Source organism: Vagococcus jeotgali, from assembly GCF_035918315.1.
In the GTDB taxonomy this organism is placed as follows: domain Bacteria; phylum Bacillota; class Bacilli; order Lactobacillales; family Vagococcaceae; genus Vagococcus; species Vagococcus jeotgali.
Genome location: NZ_CP142146.1, coordinates 1,521,820 through 1,544,110, shown reverse-complemented (window position 1 = coordinate 1,544,110; position 22,291 = coordinate 1,521,820). Strand labels below are relative to the sequence as shown.

General features: G+C 34.7%; 18 protein-coding genes. 11 read left to right on the top strand and 7 right to left on the bottom strand.

Annotation, left to right across the window (positions count from 1 at the left end):
• Positions 1 to 6: 6 nt before the first annotated feature.
• On the top strand, positions 7 to 2,463 hold the full coding sequence (locus VSF34_RS07665; RefSeq protein ID WP_370659283.1) for a heavy metal translocating P-type ATPase: 2,457 nt from the start codon (positions 7 to 9) through the stop codon (positions 2,461 to 2,463).
• Between the two features lie 87 nt (positions 2,464 to 2,550).
• Here VSF34_RS07665 and apf read toward each other — a convergent pair whose 3' ends face one another.
• Positions 2,551 to 3,174: an aggregation-promoting factor gene (gene apf / locus VSF34_RS07660; protein ID WP_326716747.1), complete on the bottom strand. Its 624-nt coding sequence runs from the start codon at positions 3,172 to 3,174 to the stop codon at positions 2,551 to 2,553.
• A gap of 431 nt (positions 3,175 to 3,605) precedes the next feature.
• On the opposite strand from apf, the gene VSF34_RS07655 reads away from it, so the two are divergent.
• The 3 genes from VSF34_RS07655 to VSF34_RS07645 all read left to right on the top strand — a co-directional run bounded on the left by VSF34_RS07655 (position 3,606) and on the right by VSF34_RS07645 (position 6,837).
• Entirely contained in the window at positions 3,606 to 4,436 is an 831-nt protein-coding gene (locus VSF34_RS07655; RefSeq protein WP_326716746.1) for a hypothetical protein, read from the top strand.
• 155 nt (positions 4,437 to 4,591) lie between these two features.
• Positions 4,592 to 5,965 carry a glycoside hydrolase family 1 protein gene (locus VSF34_RS07650; protein ID WP_326716745.1) on the top strand — a complete coding sequence of 458 codons (1,374 nt, stop codon included), beginning with the start codon at positions 4,592 to 4,594 and terminating at the stop codon, positions 5,963 to 5,965.
• An 11-nt stretch (positions 5,966 to 5,976) separates the two neighbouring features.
• Positions 5,977 to 6,837 (top strand): ROK family protein, encoded by an 861-nt coding sequence (locus tag VSF34_RS07645; RefSeq protein WP_326716744.1) that lies wholly within the window; start codon positions 5,977 to 5,979, stop codon positions 6,835 to 6,837.
• A 213-nt stretch (positions 6,838 to 7,050) separates the two neighbouring features.
• On the opposite strand, the gene ahpF is transcribed toward VSF34_RS07645, so the two are convergent.
• Positions 7,051 to 8,577, bottom strand: coding sequence for an alkyl hydroperoxide reductase subunit F (gene ahpF / locus VSF34_RS07640; RefSeq protein ID WP_326716743.1), 1,527 nt, complete (start codon positions 8,575 to 8,577; stop codon positions 7,051 to 7,053).
• 14 nt (positions 8,578 to 8,591) lie between these two features.
• Positions 8,592 to 9,155 (bottom strand): alkyl hydroperoxide reductase subunit C, encoded by a 564-nt coding sequence (gene ahpC / locus VSF34_RS07635; RefSeq protein WP_326716742.1) that lies wholly within the window; start codon positions 9,153 to 9,155, stop codon positions 8,592 to 8,594.
• A gap of 165 nt (positions 9,156 to 9,320) precedes the next feature.
• Here ahpC and VSF34_RS07630 point away from each other — a divergent pair, with 165 nt between their 5' ends.
• The gene (locus tag VSF34_RS07630) at positions 9,321 to 9,572 is read left to right on the top strand and encodes a DUF7916 family protein (protein ID WP_326716741.1); all 252 of its coding nucleotides are present in this window, start codon (positions 9,321 to 9,323) and stop codon (positions 9,570 to 9,572) included.
• A gap of 121 nt (positions 9,573 to 9,693) precedes the next feature.
• Here the strand turns inward: VSF34_RS07630 and VSF34_RS07625 are convergent, their stop codons facing one another.
• The 3 genes from VSF34_RS07625 to mdxK form a co-directional block, all read right to left on the bottom strand.
• Positions 9,694 to 10,683, bottom strand: a complete 990-nt coding sequence (locus VSF34_RS07625) for an aldose epimerase family protein (RefSeq protein ID WP_326716740.1) — start codon at positions 10,681 to 10,683, stop codon at positions 9,694 to 9,696.
• Positions 10,683 to 11,345: a beta-phosphoglucomutase gene (gene pgmB / locus VSF34_RS07620; protein WP_326716739.1), complete on the bottom strand. Its 663-nt coding sequence runs from the start codon at positions 11,343 to 11,345 to the stop codon at positions 10,683 to 10,685. The genes VSF34_RS07625 and pgmB overlap by 1 nt, the downstream gene beginning before the upstream one ends.
• A gap of 374 nt (positions 11,346 to 11,719) precedes the next feature.
• On the bottom strand, positions 11,720 to 13,981 hold the full coding sequence (mdxK, locus tag VSF34_RS07615; RefSeq protein WP_326716738.1) for a maltose phosphorylase MdxK: 2,262 nt from the start codon (positions 13,979 to 13,981) through the stop codon (positions 11,720 to 11,722).
• 194 nt (positions 13,982 to 14,175) lie between these two features.
• Between mdxK and VSF34_RS07610 the strand changes: the two genes are divergently transcribed.
• Genes VSF34_RS07610 through VSF34_RS07600 form a run of 3 tightly spaced genes read left to right on the top strand, consistent with a single transcriptional unit; the run spans position 14,176 to position 18,221 of the window.
• A complete protein-coding gene (locus VSF34_RS07610) occupies positions 14,176 to 16,356 on the top strand; it encodes a PTS transporter subunit IIBC (protein ID WP_326716737.1) in 2,181 nt (726 codons plus the stop codon).
• A gap of 15 nt (positions 16,357 to 16,371) precedes the next feature.
• Positions 16,372 to 17,190 (top strand): endonuclease/exonuclease/phosphatase family protein, encoded by an 819-nt coding sequence (locus tag VSF34_RS07605; RefSeq protein ID WP_326716736.1) that lies wholly within the window; start codon positions 16,372 to 16,374, stop codon positions 17,188 to 17,190.
• A 20-nt stretch (positions 17,191 to 17,210) separates the two neighbouring features.
• On the top strand, positions 17,211 to 18,221 hold the full coding sequence (locus VSF34_RS07600) for a LacI family DNA-binding transcriptional regulator (RefSeq protein WP_326716735.1): 1,011 nt from the start codon (positions 17,211 to 17,213) through the stop codon (positions 18,219 to 18,221).
• Between the two features lie 277 nt (positions 18,222 to 18,498).
• Here VSF34_RS07600 and VSF34_RS07595 read toward each other — a convergent pair whose 3' ends face one another.
• Entirely contained in the window at positions 18,499 to 18,714 is a 216-nt protein-coding gene (locus VSF34_RS07595) for a DUF4368 domain-containing protein (RefSeq protein WP_326716734.1), read from the bottom strand.
• A gap of 296 nt (positions 18,715 to 19,010) precedes the next feature.
• Here VSF34_RS07595 and VSF34_RS07590 point away from each other — a divergent pair, with 296 nt between their 5' ends.
• From VSF34_RS07590 to VSF34_RS07580, 3 genes are read left to right on the top strand one after another with little or no spacing between them, the layout of a single operon-like run.
• Complete coding sequence (locus VSF34_RS07590; RefSeq protein WP_326716733.1) at positions 19,011 to 19,211, top strand: helix-turn-helix domain-containing protein; 201 nt, start codon at positions 19,011 to 19,013, stop codon at positions 19,209 to 19,211.
• An 11-nt stretch (positions 19,212 to 19,222) separates the two neighbouring features.
• Positions 19,223 to 21,010 (top strand): type I restriction-modification system subunit M, encoded by a 1,788-nt coding sequence (locus VSF34_RS07585; RefSeq protein WP_326716732.1) that lies wholly within the window; start codon positions 19,223 to 19,225, stop codon positions 21,008 to 21,010.
• Positions 21,000 to 22,286, top strand: coding sequence for a restriction endonuclease subunit S (locus VSF34_RS07580; protein ID WP_326716731.1), 1,287 nt, complete (start codon positions 21,000 to 21,002; stop codon positions 22,284 to 22,286). The genes VSF34_RS07585 and VSF34_RS07580 overlap by 11 nt, the downstream gene beginning before the upstream one ends.
• Positions 22,287 to 22,291: the final 5 nt, after the last annotated feature.

Below are 22,291 nucleotides of genomic sequence, written 5' to 3'. Positions count from 1 at the left end.
ATGGAAATGACAAAAAAATATACTGTTGAAGGTATGAGTTGTGCATCTTGTGCTCAAACAGTTGAAAAAACAGCAGCAAAAGTCAGTGGTGTTAAAGAAGCATCTGTTAATTTAGCAACTGAACAATTAAATATAGTATTTGATGATGAATCATCACAAGAGCAAGCTGTCATTGATGCTGTGGCTCAAGCAGGTTATCAGGTAGTAGTACCAAGTGAGAGCATTCAGTTTAATTTAGAAGGTATGACGTGTTCATCGTGTGCCCAAACCATTGAAAAAGCTGTAGCGAATATGCCAGGTGTGACAAGTGCTAATGTCAATTTTGCAACAGAGCAACTATCCGTTGGGCTAAACACAGAGGAAGCTTCAATTAATGATGTCATTAAAGTCGTTAGTGATGCAGGTTATAAAGCTATTCTAAGATCTGACAGTATCTCAGAAGCAGACCGTATTAGAGAGCAAAAAGAAGCACATGTTAAAACGATGTGGAAACGATTCTGGTTATCAGCAATATTCACTATTCCTTTGCTATATATTTCAATGGGACATATGGTTGGACTACCTATACCAGGTATGATTAATCCAGGAGTATATCCAGAGAGATTTGCTATGACGCAGTTAATTTTAACACTTCCAGTGATTATAGTTGGTTGGGCATTTTTCTTAGTTGGTTTTAAAGCATTATTTAAAGGTCATCCTAATATGGACTCTTTAGTAGCACTAGGAACAAGTGCTGCTACACTTTACAGTATTTACGGTACTATAAAAGTTTTCCAAGGTGATGCTGGATTTGCTATGGATTTATATTATGAATCAGCAGCAGTCATTTTAACTTTGATTACGTTAGGTAAATATTTCGAGGCAGTCTCAAAAGGTAAAACGTCTGAAGCCATTAAAAAATTAATGGGGCTAGCTCCTAAAACAGCAATGGTTTTAAATGATGGAAAAGAAGTGGAAACACCAATTGAACAAGTTCAAGTAGGTGATGTGATTGTAGTCCGTCCTGGAGAGAAAGTACCTGTGGATGGGATGATTGTCTCAGGAAGTAGTGCACTAGATGAGTCGATGATTACTGGGGAGAGTATTCCTGTTGAAAAAACAGTAGGGGACTTAGTTGTTGGTGCAAGTATGAATAAAACAGGAAGCTTTCAATTTGAAGCAACAAAAGTAGGGAAAGATACAACGCTATCTCAAATTATTCGATTAGTAGAAGATGCCCAAGGTTCCAAAGCACCGATTGCTCAAATGGCAGATAAAGTGTCTGGTGTTTTTGTACCAATCGTGATTGTTTTAGCTATTTTATCTGGTGTCTTATGGTTTACCCTTGGACAAGAATCTTGGATCTTTGCTTTAACCATTACGATCTCAGTTTTAGTTATTGCCTGTCCTTGTGCGCTAGGTCTAGCAACACCAACAGCTATTATGGTGGGGACTGGTAAGGGAGCTGAAAATGGTGTATTGATTAAAAGTGGGGACGCTCTTGAAACTACTCATAAATTACAAACAATTGTATTCGACAAAACAGGAACGATTACAGAAGGAAAACCTGTCGTAACAGATATCCATGTTTTATCAAATATGTCTTCTGATGAGTTACTACGCTTAGCAGCGTCCGCTGAAACAGGATCAGAACATCCATTAGGTGCTGCTATTGTAGAAAAAGCAAAAGAAAAAGACATGAATTTTGTAGAAGTTTCTGATTTTGAAGCAGTCCCAGGTCATGGTATTGAAGTTGTTATGAATGATGTGACTTATTTAATTGGAAATAAAAAACTAATAGAAAAAAATCAGTTATCATTAGACAAAGCTATTGATGTGTCAAATCAACTTGCCTCAGAAGGTAAAACACCAATGTATATGGCAACTAAAACAGAGTTGTTAGGTATTATTGCTGTAGCTGACACGATTAAAGCAAGTAGTCATCAAGCGATTAAAAAATTACAAAGTATGGGTATTGAAGTTGTCATGATGACAGGAGATAATGAGCGAACTGCTATGGCAATAGCTAAACAAGTTGGTATTACTCGTGTATTGAGTGATGTGTTACCAGAAGATAAAGCAAGTGAAGTGAAAAAACTTCAAGAAGAAGGTAAAAAAGTTGGAATGGTAGGAGATGGGATTAATGATGCACCAGCTCTTGCTCAAGCTGATATTGGTTTAGCTATTGGATCAGGAACAGATGTAGCTATGGAGTCAGCAGATATTGTGTTAATGAGAAGTGATTTAATGGATGTGCCGACAGCAATTGAATTATCTCATGCAACGATCACAAACATTAAAGAAAATCTGTTTTGGGCTTTTGCTTATAACGTATTAGGTATTCCAGTTGCTATGGGAGTTCTTTACTTATTTGGAGGTCCATTACTTAATCCAATGATTGCTGGAGCTGCCATGAGTTTTAGTTCAGTTTCTGTTTTACTAAATGCTCTACGATTAAAACGATTCAAACCTAAAACTATTTAAATTAGTAATATAAAAAAGTCAGAAAATGGTTATATATCGAACCGTTTTCTGACTTTTAAGTTTTAAATGAGACTTATTTATCTATTCTTAGTACCAACCGTTATTCATCCAGAATTCTTGAGCATTTTCCCATGAACCATAACGTCCTGAAACATACTCATCAGCTACTTTTTCTTGGTTTTCTGGAGAATGATCCCCGTTTAAGTAACTTGGGTCTAATTGATAACGTCCAATATGATAACCATTTGTTGCATTATAATCCCCACCTGATTCACGCTGGGCAATCCATTCTTTAGCACTTGATGATTCACCAGTATATTCTGTGTGATTGTTATCAGATTCCCCTACATTTATCTCATCTGCCTCATCACTAATAATGTCTTCTTCTTGAGTATTGTCAACAATAGGTTCTTCTTCCTTAACATCAGGTTTTCCTTCTTCGGCTTTTTGAGTTGTCACTGGCGTTACTTTTTTATCATTATCAAATTTGATTTTTAGTTCTTGTCCTGGAAAAATTAAGTTGATATCTGAAATATCATTATCTTTAGCAATTTGCTCAACTAATTTGTTGCTACCTACAAATTCTTTTGAGATAGCTGATAGAGTATCTCCTGATTTAACTGTATATAATGAGTCGGCTAAAACGCTAGTTCCAAGTAATAATCCACATGCTAAAGTACTTCCTACAATAATAGTTTTTAGTGATTTCATAAAAATCTCCCTTATTCGTTTTAATTTAGAGGTCTATATTCCTCGCTTACAAGAAATACTTTAACAGCAATAAATATGACATAGGTAAAGGAAATAATTAAGTTGTATGACAAGAAACAGCCTTATTAACGATTTTTGTTACAATGTAATATTAAAACGTACTATTCCATTAAGGTGTGAAATAATAATTAAATTGGTTTTTATGACATATATAATAATAAAATAAGTAGAATTGTATATTTATATTGGTAGAGATAGTTATGAAATATGGTATATTTTTATTACAAATATATCTATAATTTTGAAGTATATGACATAAAAGAGGAAAATTTTGGTATTCTCTTAGATAATTTGATTGGTTACCTTTGATATATTATGTTTTTTTTCATATACTAAGACTATAAGATTTTTATTATGTGAGGAGTGAAGTGATGTTAGTAGATTCTAATTTACCAGTAGAACGTGATAAATTAAAAAATCGTCTAGTACGACTTGTCAAAGAAGATGAAGAAATCATTGGTTGTTTCTTTGGAGGGTCAATTGGATCAAAAGAAGAAGATTATTATTCTGATATTGATGCTAGAATAGTAGTTATTGATGGGATCGATTTAGTTAGAAAGCAACAAGATATTATTAAGTCTATTGGGGAGTACCTATTTGTTGAAACATTTACTGAAAATTACTCAGTTATTAATTATGCAACATTTGTTCAATTAGATTTATTTGTCTACCGAAAAGAGATGTTAGAGCCAAGTATCTGGATGAAGCAAATTGATATTGTCAAAGATGATGAAGGTATTTTAGCAGATTTACGAGCATTGTCACAAGGACTAGAGTATGAGATTACTCAAGGGACATTTGATTCTGTGTTAAATGAATATTATGGCTATTATTTTGAATTATACCGTGCATGGCGTAGAGGTGAGCCAAATAATATGGAAGCTATTATTTTAAATATTAAACAACACTTGGTTTCTATGTGGTACTTATCAAAAGGAGAGATTCCAAACTATGATCGTATTTGGTCTAAATATGAAGGAAAACGATCTAAATTATCACACCTAGAAACTGAATTTTTATTATCCTACACACCTTGTCCACCAGATGAGTTATATATATTTACTAAAAAAATTGAAATTTTAATGCTTGAAGCAACAGAAAAAGTTGCCGCGTACAATCATTTAGAATTTTCTCCTTCTATTTTTAGACGAGTTCATGACCGTATTTCATTTAAAGTAGAAGAAGATATCGAAGAATACTAAACACTAGAGAGTGCCTTAAAGGGGACTCTCTTATTTTTTTATTCCGTTAATTGATATATCATTTTTAAAAAAATCGAAAAGTTCTTTATAAAAGTTATATCTTATTCTATAATGAAGAAAAGCGTTATCATTATATTAGATAAAGGAGAATCATTATGAAACAATTTCCAAAAGATTTTTTATGGGGATCAGCAGCTTCTGCTCCTCAAACAGAAGGCCATGCTTTAACAAATGGGAAAAGTGCTTCAACTTGGGATAAATGGTTTGAGCTCAACCCAGAAAAATTTAATAAAGATCAAGGACCACAAGATACATCTAATGTATATGAATATTACAAAGGTGATGTTAAGCGGATGACAGATATTGGTATGAATTCATATCGTACATCAATTTCTTGGGCTCGCTTGTTACCTGATGGCAAGACTTTAAATCAAGAAGCCGTTACGTTTTACCGTGATTACTTCCAAAGTTTAGTAGATAGTGGTATCAAGCCAATCATTAATTTATTTCATTTTGATATGCCGTGGTGGTTAATGGAAAAAGGTGGTTGGGAAACACGTGAATCAGTTGATGCTTTTGGTTTTTATGCTAAAACTGCCTTTGAACAATTCGGTGATATCGTGAAAGACTGGGCGACGTTTAATGAGCCTTTAGTCCATATTGAGTGTGGTTATTTGTATGAATTCCATTATCCAGCTATTGTTGATTTTAAAAAAGCGATTCAGGTTGGATATAACACATTGATGGCTCATTTTTCAGCAGTAAAGGCTTTTAAAGATGGTCAACATGAAGGTAATATTGGAATTATTTTAAATGTGACACCTATTTATGCTAAGAGTGAGGAACCAGAAGATGACAAAGCAAGACGTATTGCTGACTTATTAATTGTAAAAAGCTTTTTAGATCCTTGTGTTTTAGGGCATATGCCAACTGGACTTTATGAAATATTAGCAGAAAATGAATTGCTACCAGTGACAGTTGATGGAGATAAAACTCTGATGAAAGACTATCCTGTTGATTTCATCGGTATTAACTACTACCAACCAATGCGTGTTCAAGCACCTAAAAACACACAAAAACCAGCTAAAATGCCAAGTGACTTCTTTAGCTCATATGATTGGCCAGATAAGAGAATCAATCCATATCGTGGTTGGGAAATCTATCCAGAAGCTTTATATGATGTGTCAATCATGATGAAAGATGATTACGGTAATATTCCGTGGTATGTTTCTGAAAACGGTATGGGTGTAGCTGATGAGGAGCGTTTTATGGATGAAGATGGCATGATTCAAGATGATTACCGGATTGAGTTTATGATTGAACACTTAGATCAATTACATAAGGGGATTGAACTAGGTAGTAACTGTTTTGGTTATCATACTTGGACCTTTGTTGATTGCTGGTCATGGTTAAATGGTTACCGTAATCGTTATGGTTTTTACCGAGTAGATTTAGATAATCATTTTGAGAGAACACTCAAGAAAAGTGGTCTTTGGTATAAAGAAGTCTCTAAAAATAACGGATACTAAGGAGTATATGAATGGATGCGATTGTAGCTTTTGATATAGGTGGTTCAGCAGTTAAGTATGGTTTTTGGATAGACAATCAACTAAAGCATCAATCTTCTTTTGTTACACCAGAAACAATGGATGATATGATTGTAAGCATGAAAGACGTGATAAACTCAGCTCCAAAAGAGGTAAAAGGTGTTGCTATTAGCTCTCCTGGAGCTGTGAATGCTGATGCTAGAGTCATCGAAGGGATTAGTGCAGTTCCTTATCTGCATGATTTTCCTATTTATGATAGGTTAGAAAAAGAATTTAATTTGCCAGTAACTATTGAAAATGATGCTAACTGTGCTGGTATTGCAGAGATGGCTCTTGGAGCAGGTGAGAAAGCTAATAATGCTGTGTTTATTGTATTAGGAACAGGTGTTGGTGGTGCAATTTTTATTAATGGTAAAATCTATAAAGGAAGCCATTTATTTGGCGGAGAATTTGGTTTATTAAAAAATAAAACGGATAAAATACTAAGTATGACAGGTACGATTGTTAAAGTAGCTAATCGTTATGAGGAATTAACTGGAGAAAAAGTGACAGGTAAGGAAATATTTGCTTTAGTTGATGAAAAAAATGAGTTAGCAATTGAACTGGTGAAAGAGATGTATGATGACCTTGCTCAGTCTTTGTATAATATTCAAGTATCTATTGATCCTGAACTTGTGATGATTGGTGGGGGTGTTTCTGAGCGTGAGGAGCTACCTGTTGAGTTGTCGAAGAGATTAAAAATATTATTAGATGGTCAAGGAGTAGGTAGTATTATGCCTGAGATTGTAGCTTGTCAGTTTAAAAATGATGCTAATTTAATTGGAGCAGTCATGAATTTTATTCAAAATAGTTAAATAAAAACCCTCAAAAATTAGTCTATGACTAGCTTTTGAACTGGCCCCAAACGATGAGACAAATATAAACACACCCCGTTGAATTCATGTAAAATGAAATTAACGGAGGTGTATTTTTTTATGATAACGTCATTTTAGGTAATTCATTGAAAAAGCCAATTGATTACCTAATCCTCCAGTTATTTAGAGCAAACTACTTTTTGAATCACCTTGTTATTGTCTAATGAGGTAATCAAAGGCTCCAAGGGCTGCGGTTGCTCCTAATCCCATTGAGATAATGATTTGTTTATAGGCGGAGTCTGTACAATCACCTGCCGCAAAAATACCAGGTGTGTTTGTTGATCCATTTTTTTCAGTTACGATTTCCCCGCGATTTGTCACATCAATAAAATCTGGTAGCCATTCAGTATTTGGTACAAGTCCAACTAAGATAAAGACTCCTTGTACGTCTAATCTATGAATTTCTTGAGTGATATTATCTTTATAAGAAATACCATTAACATTAGAATCACCTTGAATTTCTTGTGTGGCTGCATTAGTAATAACCGTTACATTTGGTAAAGAGCGTAGTTTTTCTTGTAAAATGTTATCTGCTTTTAATTCAGGTAAAAATTCTAAAACATAGACGTGTTTAGCCATATTTGCTAAATCAATAGCAGCCTCAATACCAGAATTCCCCCCACCAATAACAGCAATATCTTTACCAGTAAATAAAGGACCATCACAATGTGGACAATAAGCAACCCCTTTATTTTTAAATTCAGATTCACCAGGAACATTGATATTTCTCCAACGAGCCCCTGTTGATAAAACTAAACTCTTAGCATGAAGAGTTGCTCCGCTTTCTAAAACAACATCAAAATGTTCATTTTTTTCAATAGTTTTAGCACGTTGTTTTTTCATCACATTAACATTATATTCATTAACGTGAGCTTCTACTTGACGCATTAAATGAGGGCCTTCAACGTAAGGTGTGCCAATTAGATTTTCAATACCTAATGTGTCTAACACTTGTCCACCAAATGTATCAACCACCATACCTGTATGGATACCTTTACGAGCAGCATAGATGGCAGCACTAGCCCCAGCAGGTCCACCGCCAATGACTAAACAATCGAAAACTTCTTTTTCATCAAGTTCAGTCACATCAGTTGGACCAGTGATTTTTTCTAGAATATCTTCTAAAGACATACGTCCACTGGCAAATTCTTCCCCGTTTAAGTAAACCGTTGGGACAGCTAAAATATTTTTTGCCTCAATTTCATTTTGGTACATACTACCTTCAACCATAGTACTAGTAATGTTGGGATTTAAGACAGTTAATATATTTAGCGCCTGTACAACGTCTGGACAATTGTGACAAGTTAGACTGATGTAAGAATCAAAGTGTAGTTCATCTTTAATAGCTGTTATTTGTTTGATTTGTGTCTTTTCAATTTTTGGAGCACGCCCTCCAACTTGAAGTAGTGCTAAAAGAAATGATGAAAACTCATGTCCATTTGGTACACCAGCAAAGGTGATACCACTTTTGTTATCAATTGGATTGATTTCAAAAGATGGCGTGCGTGATAGTTTTTCTTTTTCAATAGAAATTTTATCTGACATTTTAGCTACACTATCGATAAATTCAAATACTTTACTTGAATCATCAGAAGTATCTAAGCTTGCAGTGAAGCGAACTGGATTTTCTAATAGAGTTAAGTATTGTTCTAGTTGTTGTTTTGTTTCATTATCAAACATATTATTTTAGCTCCTTAAATTTTACCAACTAAATCAAAGCTTGGTTTTAATGTTTCGCCACTTTCTTTCCATTTTGCAGGGCAAACTTCACCTGGATTTTCACGAACGTATTGAGCTGCACGAACTTTATCAATTAAGCCACTAGCATCACGCCCGATACCATCAGCATTGATTTCAACTGCTTGAACGATCCCATCTGGGTCAATGATAAAAGTCCCACGTTGAGCTAGACCAGATTTTTCATCTAAAACATCGAATGAACGAGAGATATGGTGAGATGGATCACCTAACATAATATATTTGATTTTACCAATAGCATCTGACGTATCATGCCATGCTTTATGAGTAAAATGTGTATCGGTTGAGCAAGAGTATACTTCTACACCTAATTTTTGTAGGGCTGGGTATTGCTCTTGTAAATCTTCTAATTCAGTGGGGCAGACAAAAGTAAAATCTGCAGGATAAAAACAAACAATGCTCCATTTACCTTTAAAATCTTCACTAGAGACAGTTATAAAATCTCCCTCGTGATATGCTTCTGTTGTAAATTCTTCAATTTCTTTACCGATTAATGACATAATTGATAGCCTCCTAGAATAGTTAAAGATTCAAACAAAATAATTCTTTGTTTAGAATTATTATAAATAAGGGGTTAGTAGAAGTCAAATTGTTTTCGTAAAAGGGTCAATAAGTTGATATAACTAAAATAGAATGATTATCTCTTGTTATATTAAAAAGGAAAAATGCACTCAGCTGGTGTATTTGAGAAAATTATAACAGATGATGTGATAGAGGACTTTGTTCAAGCTGGTACCGATGTGGAAACCATTAGACAGCTTGCTCTAACAAGTAAGCGAGCAAGGGCTGATATTCAGCATATTGGAGATGCAGGATTTAATGGAACAGCTGCCCCAGAGAATATCAAGGCTTTATCCATTGCGATACGAGGTAAGCGTCATACCTATTTAAAAATGACCCAATCTGTTAATTGTTAACTCATCATACTAGTTCGGGAAGGGGTTAGTGTGATTAATTATAGGAAAAGAGGCTGACATATACACGTCAGCCTCTTTTTTATTTATGTTCCTCTTAACTCATATTTTTTAGTAAAAATATTTAAGTATTTTCAATGTTATAAGTTGTTTTGTATATTCTTGTATCGCCTTTTGACAAATTGATGCTACCCCATTCAGGAAAATGAACAATATCTGGTAATTCTTGTGTTTCAATAGCTAGACCTAGTTGAGAAGAAACTTGTTTGCCATTAACACAATAATCTAGGTTAAAGTCAGTCATTGAAAAAACAACAGCTGCCTTTCTATCCGTTGTAATAGTTAATTCTCGGCCAGATTCAGGGTGAGTCAATTTAATGATAGGGTGTGATTGACTTAAAATAAAAGCATCGTCAAGTCCTGAACTTAGATTGTTAAAATTAGTTTCAATGGTAGTTAGTTGGTTAAAATCATAACCTGTACCTGCCACTGGTATAAGTTTACCAGTAGGTAGGTTGTCTTCATCTGTTTCAGTGATGTAATCAGCTGGTATTTCTAAAGCGTGTGTTGATATATCTTCCTTAGCGTTACCACTTAAGTTGAAATAAACATGATTAGTTGGATTAACAATTGTTTCCTCATCTGTTTGACAAGTTGTAGTCATAGCAATCGCCTTTTTGGTTACCTCATAAGTATTAGTGACGTGAATTGGACCAGGATAACCAGAATCAGTATCTTTTAAAGAGAAATGAACGAAAACACTATTAGCTGTCTCCTCTATATCAACATCCCAAAACTGGTGCCACCAACCGTTACTACTACCATGGATGTGATGTTTACCTAAATTTTTTTCTAGGCTAATACCATTCCAATCGGCATTTTTAATTCTACCGGCAACAGGTCCCACTAAGGCACCGAATTGAGCCGTATCATTTAATATGTCTTCAGGTTTGTCTATAGTTAGTACGATATTCTCTTTTACCCCATCCTTATCTTCTACTTGCCACTCATGAATACGTGCTCCAAAATTTGTAAAAGTTACCTCCATATGGGGTTGAATCACAGTGATAAATTTGATTTGACTCTGTTTATCTTCTTTGATAACAACTTCCATTATTTTTCCTCCCAAATTCGTTTTAGAAAACTCAAGGTTAAATCTTTTGTATTTGGGACAACGACAATATCATCACCTAAATCTTGGGTTGATCCGACACCTACTGGTAAGGCACCACTTGCTTTGATGGCTTCAATACCTGCTTTAGCATCTTCAATACCAATACACTCATGGATTGGTACGCAAACTTCTTTAGCTGCTTCAAGAAAAATATCTGGAGCAGGTTTACCTTGTTTTAGAGAAGCAGGATCAACAATGGCATCGAAATAATGACGAATCCCCATCATATCTAGTAAAGCAGGTCCATTTTTACTGGCAGAAGCTAGAGCTATTTTAATTTGGTTTTTTGATAAATCTTTTAATAGTTCAGCAATACCAGGATAGATATCCTCTTTAGTGATAGATTTAATTAGAGTGACATAGTGGTCATTTTTTTCTTTTGCTAGTTGTCTAAATTCATCCTCACTTATGTCTTCAAGTTTATTACCTTTTTGTAGGATTAGAGTTAGAGAATCTTCTCGGCTAACTCCTTTTAGCTGTTCGTTAAACTTTCGGTCAATATCAATTCCAAGTCCTCTAGCTAGTTCTTTCCAAGCTTTGTAGTGGTATTCTGCTGTGTCAGTAATGACACCATCCAAATCAAATAATACAGCTTTAAACATACTAATCAACGTCTCCTTTATTGGTGGTAGATGATAAAAAGAGGCTGCGTGTCAACATCAGCCCTTTTATCTATTTTTTATTTAATATTGTTAACAACTAAGAGTAAATCGACTTTTGAGTCACTTTGGTTTAATCCGGACTAAAAAGTCTGCTTTTTCGGTAACTTCAGCATCAATACACAATTGAAACAGCCAATTGTGTATCAACGCTTCCAGTTACTTAGAGCAAATCGACTTTTGAGTCACTTTGGTTTAATCCGGACTAAAAAGTCTGCTTTTTCGGTAACTTCAGCATCAATACTCAATTGAAACAGCCAATTGTGTATCAACGCTTCCAGTTACTCAGAGCAAATCGACTTTTGAGTCACTTTAGTTTATTGGATTGGTAAATTTAATTCTTTGCTGAGGTGATGGCTTTTACCGTAAATGGTGATATCTAATGGTTCTCCTTTAAGTAAACTAATGTTGACTTGATTGTTTACTGTGATATGTAGTAGTCGGTCACGGTAATTAATATGAAAAGCATATTCATCCCATTGGCTTGGTAAGAAAGGTGCAAATGATAGGGAATCATTAAAGGTCTTCATTTGAGCAAATCCTTGGACGATAGCTAACCAACTTCCGGTCATACTAGTAATATGTAAGCCGTCTTCTGTGTCATTATTGTAATTATCTAAATCTAGTCTTGCAGTACGTTGGTACATCTCAATGGCTTTTTCTTCCATACCTAATTCAGCTGCTAAAATAGAGTGAATACAAGGAGATAGAGATGATTCATGGACTGTCATTGGTTCGTAGAAATCAAAATTACGTTGTTTTTCTTCTAAGCTAAATTGATCATTAAAGAAGTATAAACCTTGAAGGACATCTGCCTGCTTAATAAAACAAGAACGTAAGACTTTGTCCCAAGACCAGTTTTGGTTAAGTGGAACATCTTTAGCACTCAGCTCTGTCACAGGTTTTAAATCCTTATCTAAGAAAGTATCATGCTGGACAAAAATGCCTAGTTCCTCATCTGTTGGGTAGTACATATTATCAATAATATCTTGCCAATGTTTTTTTTCATCTTCATCAATGGTCACAATAGCACTGTCTTTAAATGTTTCATAATTATCAAGAGTGTATTGAAGAACCCAAGTAGCAATCAAGTTAGTGTACCAGTTGTTGTTAACATTATTTTCATACTCGTTTGGTCCAGTAACTCCGTGAAGCATGTATTTTCCATGACGTTTTGAGTAGTGAACACGATCTGCCCAAAATCTTGAAATGGCAGTTAACACTTCAAGTCCTTCTTTTTCTAGGTAAGAAGTATCTCCAGTATAATTTGTATAGTTATAGATAGCATAGGCAATAGCACCATTTCGATGAATTTCTTCAAAAGTAATTTCCCACTCATTATGGCACTCAACACCAGTGAAAGTCACCATTGGGTATAGGGCTCCTTTTAGACCTTGTTGCTTAGCATTATGGAAAGCTTGTGGTAATTGATTGTGACGATATTTCAATAAATTCATAGTGACAGAAGGGTCTGACAATGCCAAGTAAAGAGGGACAGCATAGGCTTCTGTATCCCAATAAGTTGCCCCGCCATATTTTTCACCAGTAAAGCCTTTTGGTCCAATGTTTAACCTAGCATACTCACCATAATAAGTACTAAATAATTGGAATAAGTTAAAACGGATTCCTTGTTGGGCTGCTTCATCTCCTTTGATAACAACATCAGCTAACTCCCAGCGCTTTTCCCATTCTTTTTTATGCATCTCTTCTAACTCTTCAAATGAATGTGTTAAAACGTCATCCATTAATGTTTTAGCAGACTTATATTGTTCATCAGCAGCGACATCACGGCTTGTTACAATCACAACATATTTATTTAGAGTAAAAGAGTTTCCCTCTTCTAACGTAACGTTTAAAGTTTCACTAACACATAATTTAGATGAATGGAGTTTTCTGGTAGCAGGCACTGAGATGTGGTTCTCCATTAAGGCTGTTACAGTGAACTGTTCAATATCAAAATCATTTGGAATCGTACGAGTTGTGATGGAGTGATCAGTTGTTGCGATCTCATCCCAAAACATATCATCATAATTACTGTCTTCATTATGTACATAGTTATCTAATTTTGAGATGATTTTAATATCAGGGTTTCCTTTTATAGCTTTAGCGCTAAATTGGACAACCCCAAGTTCTTTTATAGTTAAACTTAAAAAGCGTTTGAATTTAAGTTGAACAGTTGCATCACCAATAGAGATAGTATAGTGACGAGTTAATATACCATGCTTCATATCTAGTTCTTGATAAAAATCTTCAACATCTTGTGTGTATAAATCTATTTTTTCTTGGTTAATGTAAATATCTAAAGCTATAAAATTAATGGCATTAATCACTTTTCCGAAATAATCTGGGTAACCATTTTTCCACCAGCCAACACGGGTTTTATCTGGATACCACACGCCAGCTAAATAACTTCCCTGATGGTGATCACCTGAGAAGCCTTCTTCAAAATTACCACGCATACCCATGTAACCATTACCGATACTAGTTAAAGATTCTTGTAGTCTCATATCCTCTGAGTGTAGTGAGTGAGTAGATAATGTCCATGGGTCAATATTAAATAAACGTTTTAAATGTTCCATTAAACGTGCCTCCTATTATTTTTTCTTGCTTTAAGCATATATGCGAACGGTTGCGAAATCAATAGTTTTTTTAGGATTTAGCCATCTTGTTACTGGTAACATTATTTTTTATATAATCAATTATCTATTTACAATACGTTAACTTATTCGTATACTTAGATATAGAGAAAACGATTGCGTAAGGAGAGAGTATCATGAAGAAAATATTTAACTTTGAATTTTGGCAAAAATTTGGGAAAGCTTTGATGGTTGTAGTAGCTGTGATGCCAGCAGCAGGACTGATGATTAGTATTGGTAAAACAATTCCGTTAATCAATCAAAATATGGCTTGGTTAGTCACAACGGGTGGTGTAGTTGAAAGTATTGGTTGGGGAATTATTGGTAACCTTCATCTTTTGTTTGCCTTAGCTATTGGTGGGAGTTGGGCAAAAGATAGAGCAGGTGGTGCTTTTGCTGCGGGTATTTCTTTTGTTTTAATTAATAGAATTACAGGTTCAATTTTTGGTGTAACAAGTGAGATGCTAAACCAGGAAGATGCGTTTACTCATACATTATTTGGTACAAAAATTATGGTAAAAGGATTTTTTACTAGTGTTTTAGAGGCACCAGCTTTAAACATGGGCGTTTTTGTTGGGATTATTGCAGGTTTTGTGGGGGCTATGGCTTATAATAAATACTATAATTATCGTAAACTTCCAGATGCTTTATCATTTTTTAATGGAAAACGTTTTGTTCCTTTTGTAGTAATTTTATGGTCAGTGATAGTATCTTTGGTTTTAGCAATTATTTGGCCGGTGATTCAATCAGGTATTAATAATTTTGGTCTATGGATAGCAACATCACAAGACTCAGCTCCAGTGTTGGCACCGTTTTTATATGGTACTCTTGAGAGACTGCTACTGCCATTTGGACTACATCATATGTTAACCATTCCAATTAATTATACACAATTAGGTGGATCTTATGAGATTTTATCAGGTGCACAAGCAGGTACAGTTGTATATGGACAAGATCCATTATGGTTAGCTTGGGCAACAGATTTAATGAATTTAGATACCGCTAAAAATGCTGAACAATATAACTATGTGTTAAATAACTGGACACCTGCTAGATTTAAAGTCGGTCAAATGATTGGTGCATCAGGAATTTTAATGGGTGTTTCTTATGCTATGTTTAAAAATGTAGATGCTGATAAAAAAAGTCAATACAAATCGATGTATGTTTCAGCAGCATTAGCTGTCTTTTTAACAGGTGTGACAGAACCACTTGAATTTATGTTTATGTTTGCAGCTGTACCTTTATATGTCGTTTATGCTATTTTACAAGGGGCAGCTTTTGCTATGGCAGATATAATTGATATGAGGATTCATTCTTTTGGAAACATAGAATTACTAACTTGTATACCGATTACATTAAAGGCAGGACTTGGTCGTGATTTAATTAATTATTTAGTCTGTGTCATCGTCTTTACAGTTATTGCTTATTTCTTATCTAATTGGATGATAAAACGATTTAATTTCGCTACACCAGGTAGAAATGGTAATTATGATGTGGACACATCAACTCAAGCTGATTCTAATTCTTCTTTAAGTGATGGTATTAGCCAACAAGTCGTTCAAGTGGTTAATCTTTTAGGTGGACGAGATAATATTGTAGATGTAGATGCTTGTATGACTCGTTTGCGTGTGACAATCATTGATCCACAAAAAGTTGGAGCTGAGGAAAAGTGGAAACAAGCTGGTGCCATGGGCTTATTTGTGAAAGACAAAGGTGTACAGGCGGTTTATGGTCCTAAAGCTGATGTCTTGAAATCAGATATTGAAGATGCTCTACAATCGTCATTTGATTTTTCAAAGGCTAAGGTGAGTCAACCAATTGAAAAAGTTGATAATCAACAACAAACACCTAATAAAAATGGTGCAGTTATTTCTTTATGTGCGGTTAGTGATGGTAAATTATTAGCCATTACTGAAGTAAAAGATGAAGTGTTCTCATCAAAAGTGATGGGTGAGGGGTATGCTATTGAGCCAAGTACTAGTGAGGTTGTTTCTCCAGTATCAGGTGAAATCACAACTATTTTTCCAACAAAACATGCTTTAGGAATTGTGAATTCAGATGGCCTAGAGGTACTCGTTCATATGGGACTAGATACAGTAGAGATGGCAAAACAAGCTTTTGAGACAAAAGTAGCTGTTGGAGATAAAGTGAGTGCAGGAGAGGTGATAGCCTCAGCTGACTGGGATTGTGTTAGAGAAGAAGGAAAAGAAACTGTGATTGTTGTTGTGATAACAAATAGTGAGATGATTGATTCTTTTGAAGTAGAAGATAAAAATCAGGTGAGTGCAGGAGAGGTGATTGGTTTACTTAGATTGTAAAGGAGACAAGGGAAAATGAAGTACCTGACGTTAAATATTCATAGTTGGATGGAAGAAAATCAACTAACAAAATTTGAAGAAATTGCAGCCTTTATTTTAAAAGAAAATATTGATGTGATTGCCTTACAAGAAGTTAACCAGTCTATTGGGGCTGATGTCGTTAACGACCCTCTTCATTTTATTTCACCAAAAAATGAGGAGGTTACTATTAAAGAAGATAATGCTGGGTTAGTGTTGGTTACTTTGCTTAAGGATCTTGGATGTGATTATTACTGGTCATGGAGTATGTGTCATATTGGTTATGGTAAATATGATGAGGGAATTTGCTTGTTGTCAAAAGAAAAAATGGAAACAAGCTCCCTTTTAATATCTGAAGAGTTTGATATAGTGGATTATAGAAGGCGTAAAGTTTTACTAGGACGACAAACTATCGCATCTAGGGAATACTGTTTTGTTAGTTGTCATTTTTCTTGGTGGCAAAAAGATAACACAGGCTTTAAGTATGAATGGGATAACTTGTTAAAATCATTACCTTTAAGTGAAGCAAATGTGGTATTATTAGGGGACTTTAACAATCCTGCTAATATTAGCGATGAAGGGTATGATTTAATCAGAAGAGATTTTTATGATACATATTCTTTGGCACATCAAAAATTGGGTGATTATACTATCCCGCCTAATATTGATGGTTGGAAAAACAGTCAAGATAACTTACGAGTTGATTATATCTGGGTGAATAAAATGGTTCCTGTTGCTTCTTCAAAAGTTGTTTTTGACGGAGTGGGTACACCTATTGTAAGTGACCATTTTGGTGTGTTAGTTGAAGTATGCTAAGCATATATTGAGGTGAAAATATGAGTGTGACAATCAAGGATGTTGCAAGAGAAGTTGGCGTTGCTCCGTCAACGGTATCAAGGACATTAAAAGACCACCCGAGTATTTCTGAGGAGACAAAAGAAAGAGTCAGAAAAGCGATGGATAAATTAGGTTATGTACCAAATGTTGCTGCAAGAAACTTGGCCAGTAACTTATCTAATGCTGTTGGGGTTATTCTACCTGCCTTAGGTACAAAAGATAAAGAAAGTAACCCTTTTTATTTGGAAGTTATTTCAGCTATTAATGAAGAAGCTAGTCATCATCAAATGACGGTTTCCTTAGCTACTGGAGAAAACCAGGAAGAATTATTGAAAAATGTACAATTGATGTATAGACAAAAACGGGTAGATGGGTTTATTTTGTTATATGTTCGTGAAGACGATCAAGTGCTAGATTACTTAGTTGATCAACGCGTTCCCTTTACAATTATCGGACAGCCATATAAATATCATAATGAAGCAAGTTGTGTGGATAATGATAATCAAATATTAGGAAGAACAGCGACTCAATATTTGATTGATAAAGGACATTCAAATGTTCTGTTTGTTACTAATACTGAAAACGAGAATTTCTTTAAAGAGCGTTATTTTGGGTATAGAAGATGTCTTGGAGAACAGAATTTAAAAGTACTAGACTATAGTGTTTTAAAAGAAGCAAGTGATTTTTTAGCTCTAAAAGATAAAATAACTAGTAGTCAAGTGAGTGCTTGTATTGCGATTGATGATATGTTTGCTTTAAGGTTGATTCAATTTATTCAGCTCAATGATTGGTTGGTACCTGATGATATCTCAGTCATAAGTTTTAATAATTCAATTTTTTCAACATTGATTCATCCCTACATTACGTCAATTGATGTCAATAGCAAAGAATTAGGACACTTGGCGCTACAAGAGTTTTTAGAGCAATTAAAAAAAACTGATAGTGTTAAGAAACGTATCATTATACCTCACCGGCTGATTGAGCGTGAGACAGTTATTTCCTATAAGTAAGTAGAACAAACACAAGGCAAAATGTAGTGTCACCCTAAAGTTAGACTAAAAAATCTAACTTTAGGGTGGTGCTGATAGTGATGAATAGTTTTTTAAAAAAGGCATAGTCGTAAGATTCACGGCTATGCCTTTTGTCTTGCCTTCTTACTCCGTTGATTTGCCCTTCAGGTGGACGCTTTCCTCAGGGCATGGCATGAGCCTCCTTGGAAGAAGTTCACTTCCTGCGGGGCCTCAAGACTCATGCTTTTTCCGCAGGAGTCGCCACCTTACGTTCCAATCAACTGGTCTCCATCTTTACATTTGGTTCTATTTCAATTGCTCCGATACAGTTGTAGTAGATTTTAATACGTTGTTCTTGTTTACCATGTACTTTCTCAACTTGATAAACGATAATTTTATCGACAAAGTCTCTGATTAATTCAGGACTGATTGTACTGATTTCTGTATGCTTTTTCAATAATTGATTCATCGGATAAATACGACACCACTTCATCTAAATCATTCTGTCTTACAGTAGACGAACGCTTCATAAAGACTTCTAAGAACTGTGGTAATGTATCTGTCTTTTCACTTATGAACTATCCGACAAATTTCACAGTTGTAAATATGTCCCTCACCTATAAGCGAAGAATTCGACCAATTGGAACCCCTTTTTAAAAAAGGAAAATTAAATCTATTTAAATCGACAAAAATAGACGAATATTTATAGTTTCAAGTGACTGCTTCACGTCTTCGTGATATGATGATAGATAGGTAGAAAGAAGTCGTTCAAGATAAGGAGGAAGTGAAATGGGTGTACGTTATGAAAAGTTATTTCACTTATTAGATAAACGAAATATGACGACAAGAGAATTAGAAAAACAAGCGGGTTATTCGGGAAATATTACAACCCGAATGAGAAGAAATGAATACATATCACTCGAGAGTATTGAAAAAATATGCACGACTTTGGATTGTCGTGTCCATGATATTTTAGAATTTGAGAAATAGGAGCGAACAAAATGAATGAATTTAATCGAAACTTACAAACATCAATTAATGTACAAAGACAAGCAAACTTAATCTGGAGTGTTGCGGATATTTTACGCGGACTTTATAAGCCTCATGAATACGGTAAGGTAATTTTACCAATGACAGTAATCAAACGATTACATGATACATTAAAACCAACTCGTGATGCTGTATTAGATGTCGCAAAGAAAACAGAAAATATGAATGACACCATGCGGAATAAAATGTTGACGAACGCTTCTGGCTATTCATTTTATAATACGAATCTTTATACCTTCGAAACATTACTTGCAGATCCAGCAAATATTGAAACAAACTTTAGAGCCTATTTAAATGGCTTTTCAGAAAATATGCAGGATATTCTAGCTAACTTTAAATTCGATTTAGAGATTAGTAATTTAGCAGAAAACGATCGCCTCTTTTATGTCATCCAGGAATTTAGTAAAAAAGAAGTTGATCTAGGACCAGATAAAATGACGAGTACGGATATGGGATATGTGTTTGAAGAGCTTGTAAGAAAATTCTCAGAAAGTTATAACGAGGAAGCTGGGGCACACTTTACGAGCAGGGATATTATTTATTTAATGACAGATTTACTCTTAGTTGAAGATCAGGATACTTTAACAGGTAAAGATGTGGTGAAGACGGTTTATGACCAAACGATGGGTACATCACAAATGTTGTCAGCTATAACAGAACGAATTCATGAGATGAATGAAAGTGCAGAAGTTGCCACCTTTGGTCAAGAATTAAACCCTGAAACATACGCAATCGCAAAGGCTGATACGATGATTCGTGGAGGAAACCCAGACAATATGGCATTAGGCAGTACCTTATCCAAAGATGGCTTTGAAGGCTATACTTTTGACTATTGTATTTCTAACCCGCCATTTGGGATTGATTGGAAAGGGGACCAAAATGCTGTAAAGGCTGAACATGAACTTGGTGAAAATGGGCGATTTGGGGTTGGACTACCAAGAATCAGTGATGGGCAATTATTGTTTCAGTTAAACGGGATTTCAAAGTTAAAAGAGACTGGTAGAATGGCAATCATTCATAACGGATCGGCATTGTTTTCTGGTAATCCAGGAGCAGGTGAAAGTTTAATCCGCCAGTATGTGATTGAAAATGATTGGTTGGAAGCGATTGTTCAATTGCCAAATGATTTATTTTACAACACAGGTATTTCAACATACATATGGATCGTAACGAAAAATAAATCTGCCGAACGTCAAGGAAAAGTGCAGCTCATTGATGCATCAAAGATGTTTGAAAAGCGTAGGAAGAACATTGGTGAAAAGCGTGTTGATATTTCGGAAGAATGTCGTGATATGATTGTCAAGGCTTACGGAGAGTTTACTAATGACGAATATTACTTAGGTGAACGTGTCGTTGAATCGAAAATCTTTGATAATGAAGAATTTGGTTTTACACGTGTGACTGTCGAAAGTCCGTTGAAAGATGAAAATGGAGAAATCGAACGTAAAAAGAACGGGGACCCAAAACCTGATCCGAAATTACGTGATACAGAAGACATTCCTTTAAAAGAAGATATAGATGCGTATTTTGAGAGAGAAGTATTACCATTCAACCCAGATGCCTGGATGGATCGCTCAAAAGACAAAATTGGCTATGAAATTCCCTTTACGCGACTTTTCTATAAGTACACAGCACCAGAAGCCTCAGAAGTCATTGCTGAACGAATAAAAGAATTAGAAGAATCCATCGTAGCAAACTTCCAAGCACTATCAGGGAAGGATGTGGAGAATGTTGACTAGGAAAATGAAAGACAGTGGAATTGAGTGGATTGGGGAAATACCAGAGGATTGGGAGAAAGTTAAATTCAAGTATATATTTGATTATCAAAAAGGTAAAAAACCCAATCTATATAATGAACCAAAAGAAGATTTGTATCCATACGTATCCATGGATGTTCAAAGAAATAACTTAAATAAATATCAATATGCAAATAGTAGAGATGGGGTTTTGGGTGAAAAAAATGATATATGTGTTCTATGGGATGGGGCGAATGCAGGAGAATTTTATAGGTTAAGAATCAAAGGCGTTATATCTTCAACGTCTGCTATTATACTAAGAAACACAATCAATCCTATAGTGGATAAAGATTATTTATTTTATTTTTTAAAGTTTTATGAGATAGAACTAAAGTCTAGTTCAATTGGAATGGGAATACCCCATGTAGATTCCTTTAAAATGAAAAACGATGTAATTTCATTCCCATCATTAAAAAAACAAAATATAATAGTGACTGCATTGAACAGTAAAACAAAAAAAATTGGGGTATTAATAACTGAAACCCAACAATCCATCGAAGAACTAAAAAAATACAAACAATCACTTATCACAGAAGCAGTGACAAAAGGCTTAGACCCGAATGTGGAAATGAAAGATAGTGGGATTGAGTGGGTTGGGGAGACACCGAAGCATTGGTTAATTACTCGACCAAATAGAATCACCACAATCGTTCGAGGTAACTCAGGATTTCAAAAAGTTGATATGAAAAACACGGGAGACTATGTAGCTGTACAATATGGTCAAGTATACAAGCTAAATGTGCTAGATGAGAAGTATCAATTATATGTAGATGGAAAGTTTTATAAAGAAGATCAGGTAGTTCAAAAAGGTGACACTATTCTGGTTTCAACATCTGAAACAATGGAAGACCTAGGTCATTCATGTTTTTATAATAGAAAAGATATTGGTTTACTAGGCGGAGAACAGTTGTGTTTAAAGCCTAATAAGAAAGTTCTTTTCGACAAGTTTTTATATTATGCTACTACTTATTTTAATTTAGAATTAAATCAGTATTCTACTGGTTTAAAAGTATATCGTTTTAAATTAGATGATTTAAAAAAGATAAATATGATTGTTCCATCAACAATAGAAGAACAACGCCAAATCGTCTCCTACTTAGACGAACAAACGTCTCATATCGATAAATTGATTGAAGATAAAACAAAAGTAATTAAGGAACTTGAAGATTATAAGAAGTCCTTAATCTATGAATATGTAACAGGGAAAAAAGAAGTGTAAAGGAG

What these genes read in the sequence shown, in the direction of transcription:
- VSF34_RS07665 (WP_370659283.1), top strand. Translation starts at nt 7, where the DNA reads ATGACAAAAAAATATACTGTTGAAGGTATGAGTTGTGCATCTTGTGCT.
- apf (WP_326716747.1), bottom strand. Translation starts at nt 3,174, where the DNA reads ATGAAATCACTAAAAACTATTATTGTAGGAAGTACTTTAGCATGTGGA.
- VSF34_RS07655 (WP_326716746.1), top strand. Translation starts at nt 3,606, where the DNA reads ATGTTAGTAGATTCTAATTTACCAGTAGAACGTGATAAATTAAAAAAT.
- VSF34_RS07650 (WP_326716745.1), top strand. Translation starts at nt 4,592, where the DNA reads ATGAAACAATTTCCAAAAGATTTTTTATGGGGATCAGCAGCTTCTGCT.
- VSF34_RS07645 (WP_326716744.1), top strand. Translation starts at nt 5,977, where the DNA reads ATGGATGCGATTGTAGCTTTTGATATAGGTGGTTCAGCAGTTAAGTAT.
- ahpF (WP_326716743.1), bottom strand. Translation starts at nt 8,577, where the DNA reads ATGTTTGATAATGAAACAAAACAACAACTAGAACAATACTTAACTCTA.
- ahpC (WP_326716742.1), bottom strand. Translation starts at nt 9,155, where the DNA reads ATGTCATTAATCGGTAAAGAAATTGAAGAATTTACAACAGAAGCATAT.
- VSF34_RS07630 (WP_326716741.1), top strand. Translation starts at nt 9,321, where the DNA reads ATGCACTCAGCTGGTGTATTTGAGAAAATTATAACAGATGATGTGATA.
- VSF34_RS07625 (WP_326716740.1), bottom strand. Translation starts at nt 10,683, where the DNA reads ATGGAAGTTGTTATCAAAGAAGATAAACAGAGTCAAATCAAATTTATC.
- pgmB (WP_326716739.1), bottom strand. Translation starts at nt 11,345, where the DNA reads ATGTTTAAAGCTGTATTATTTGATTTGGATGGTGTCATTACTGACACA.
- mdxK (WP_326716738.1), bottom strand. Translation starts at nt 13,981, where the DNA reads ATGGAACATTTAAAACGTTTATTTAATATTGACCCATGGACATTATCT.
- VSF34_RS07610 (WP_326716737.1), top strand. Translation starts at nt 14,176, where the DNA reads ATGAAGAAAATATTTAACTTTGAATTTTGGCAAAAATTTGGGAAAGCT.
- VSF34_RS07605 (WP_326716736.1), top strand. Translation starts at nt 16,372, where the DNA reads ATGAAGTACCTGACGTTAAATATTCATAGTTGGATGGAAGAAAATCAA.
- VSF34_RS07600 (WP_326716735.1), top strand. Translation starts at nt 17,211, where the DNA reads ATGAGTGTGACAATCAAGGATGTTGCAAGAGAAGTTGGCGTTGCTCCG.
- VSF34_RS07595 (WP_326716734.1), bottom strand. Translation starts at nt 18,714, where the DNA reads ATGAAGTGGTGTCGTATTTATCCGATGAATCAATTATTGAAAAAGCAT.
- VSF34_RS07590 (WP_326716733.1), top strand. Translation starts at nt 19,011, where the DNA reads ATGGGTGTACGTTATGAAAAGTTATTTCACTTATTAGATAAACGAAAT.
- VSF34_RS07585 (WP_326716732.1), top strand. Translation starts at nt 19,223, where the DNA reads ATGAATGAATTTAATCGAAACTTACAAACATCAATTAATGTACAAAGA.
- VSF34_RS07580 (WP_326716731.1), top strand. Translation starts at nt 21,000, where the DNA reads ATGTTGACTAGGAAAATGAAAGACAGTGGAATTGAGTGGATTGGGGAA.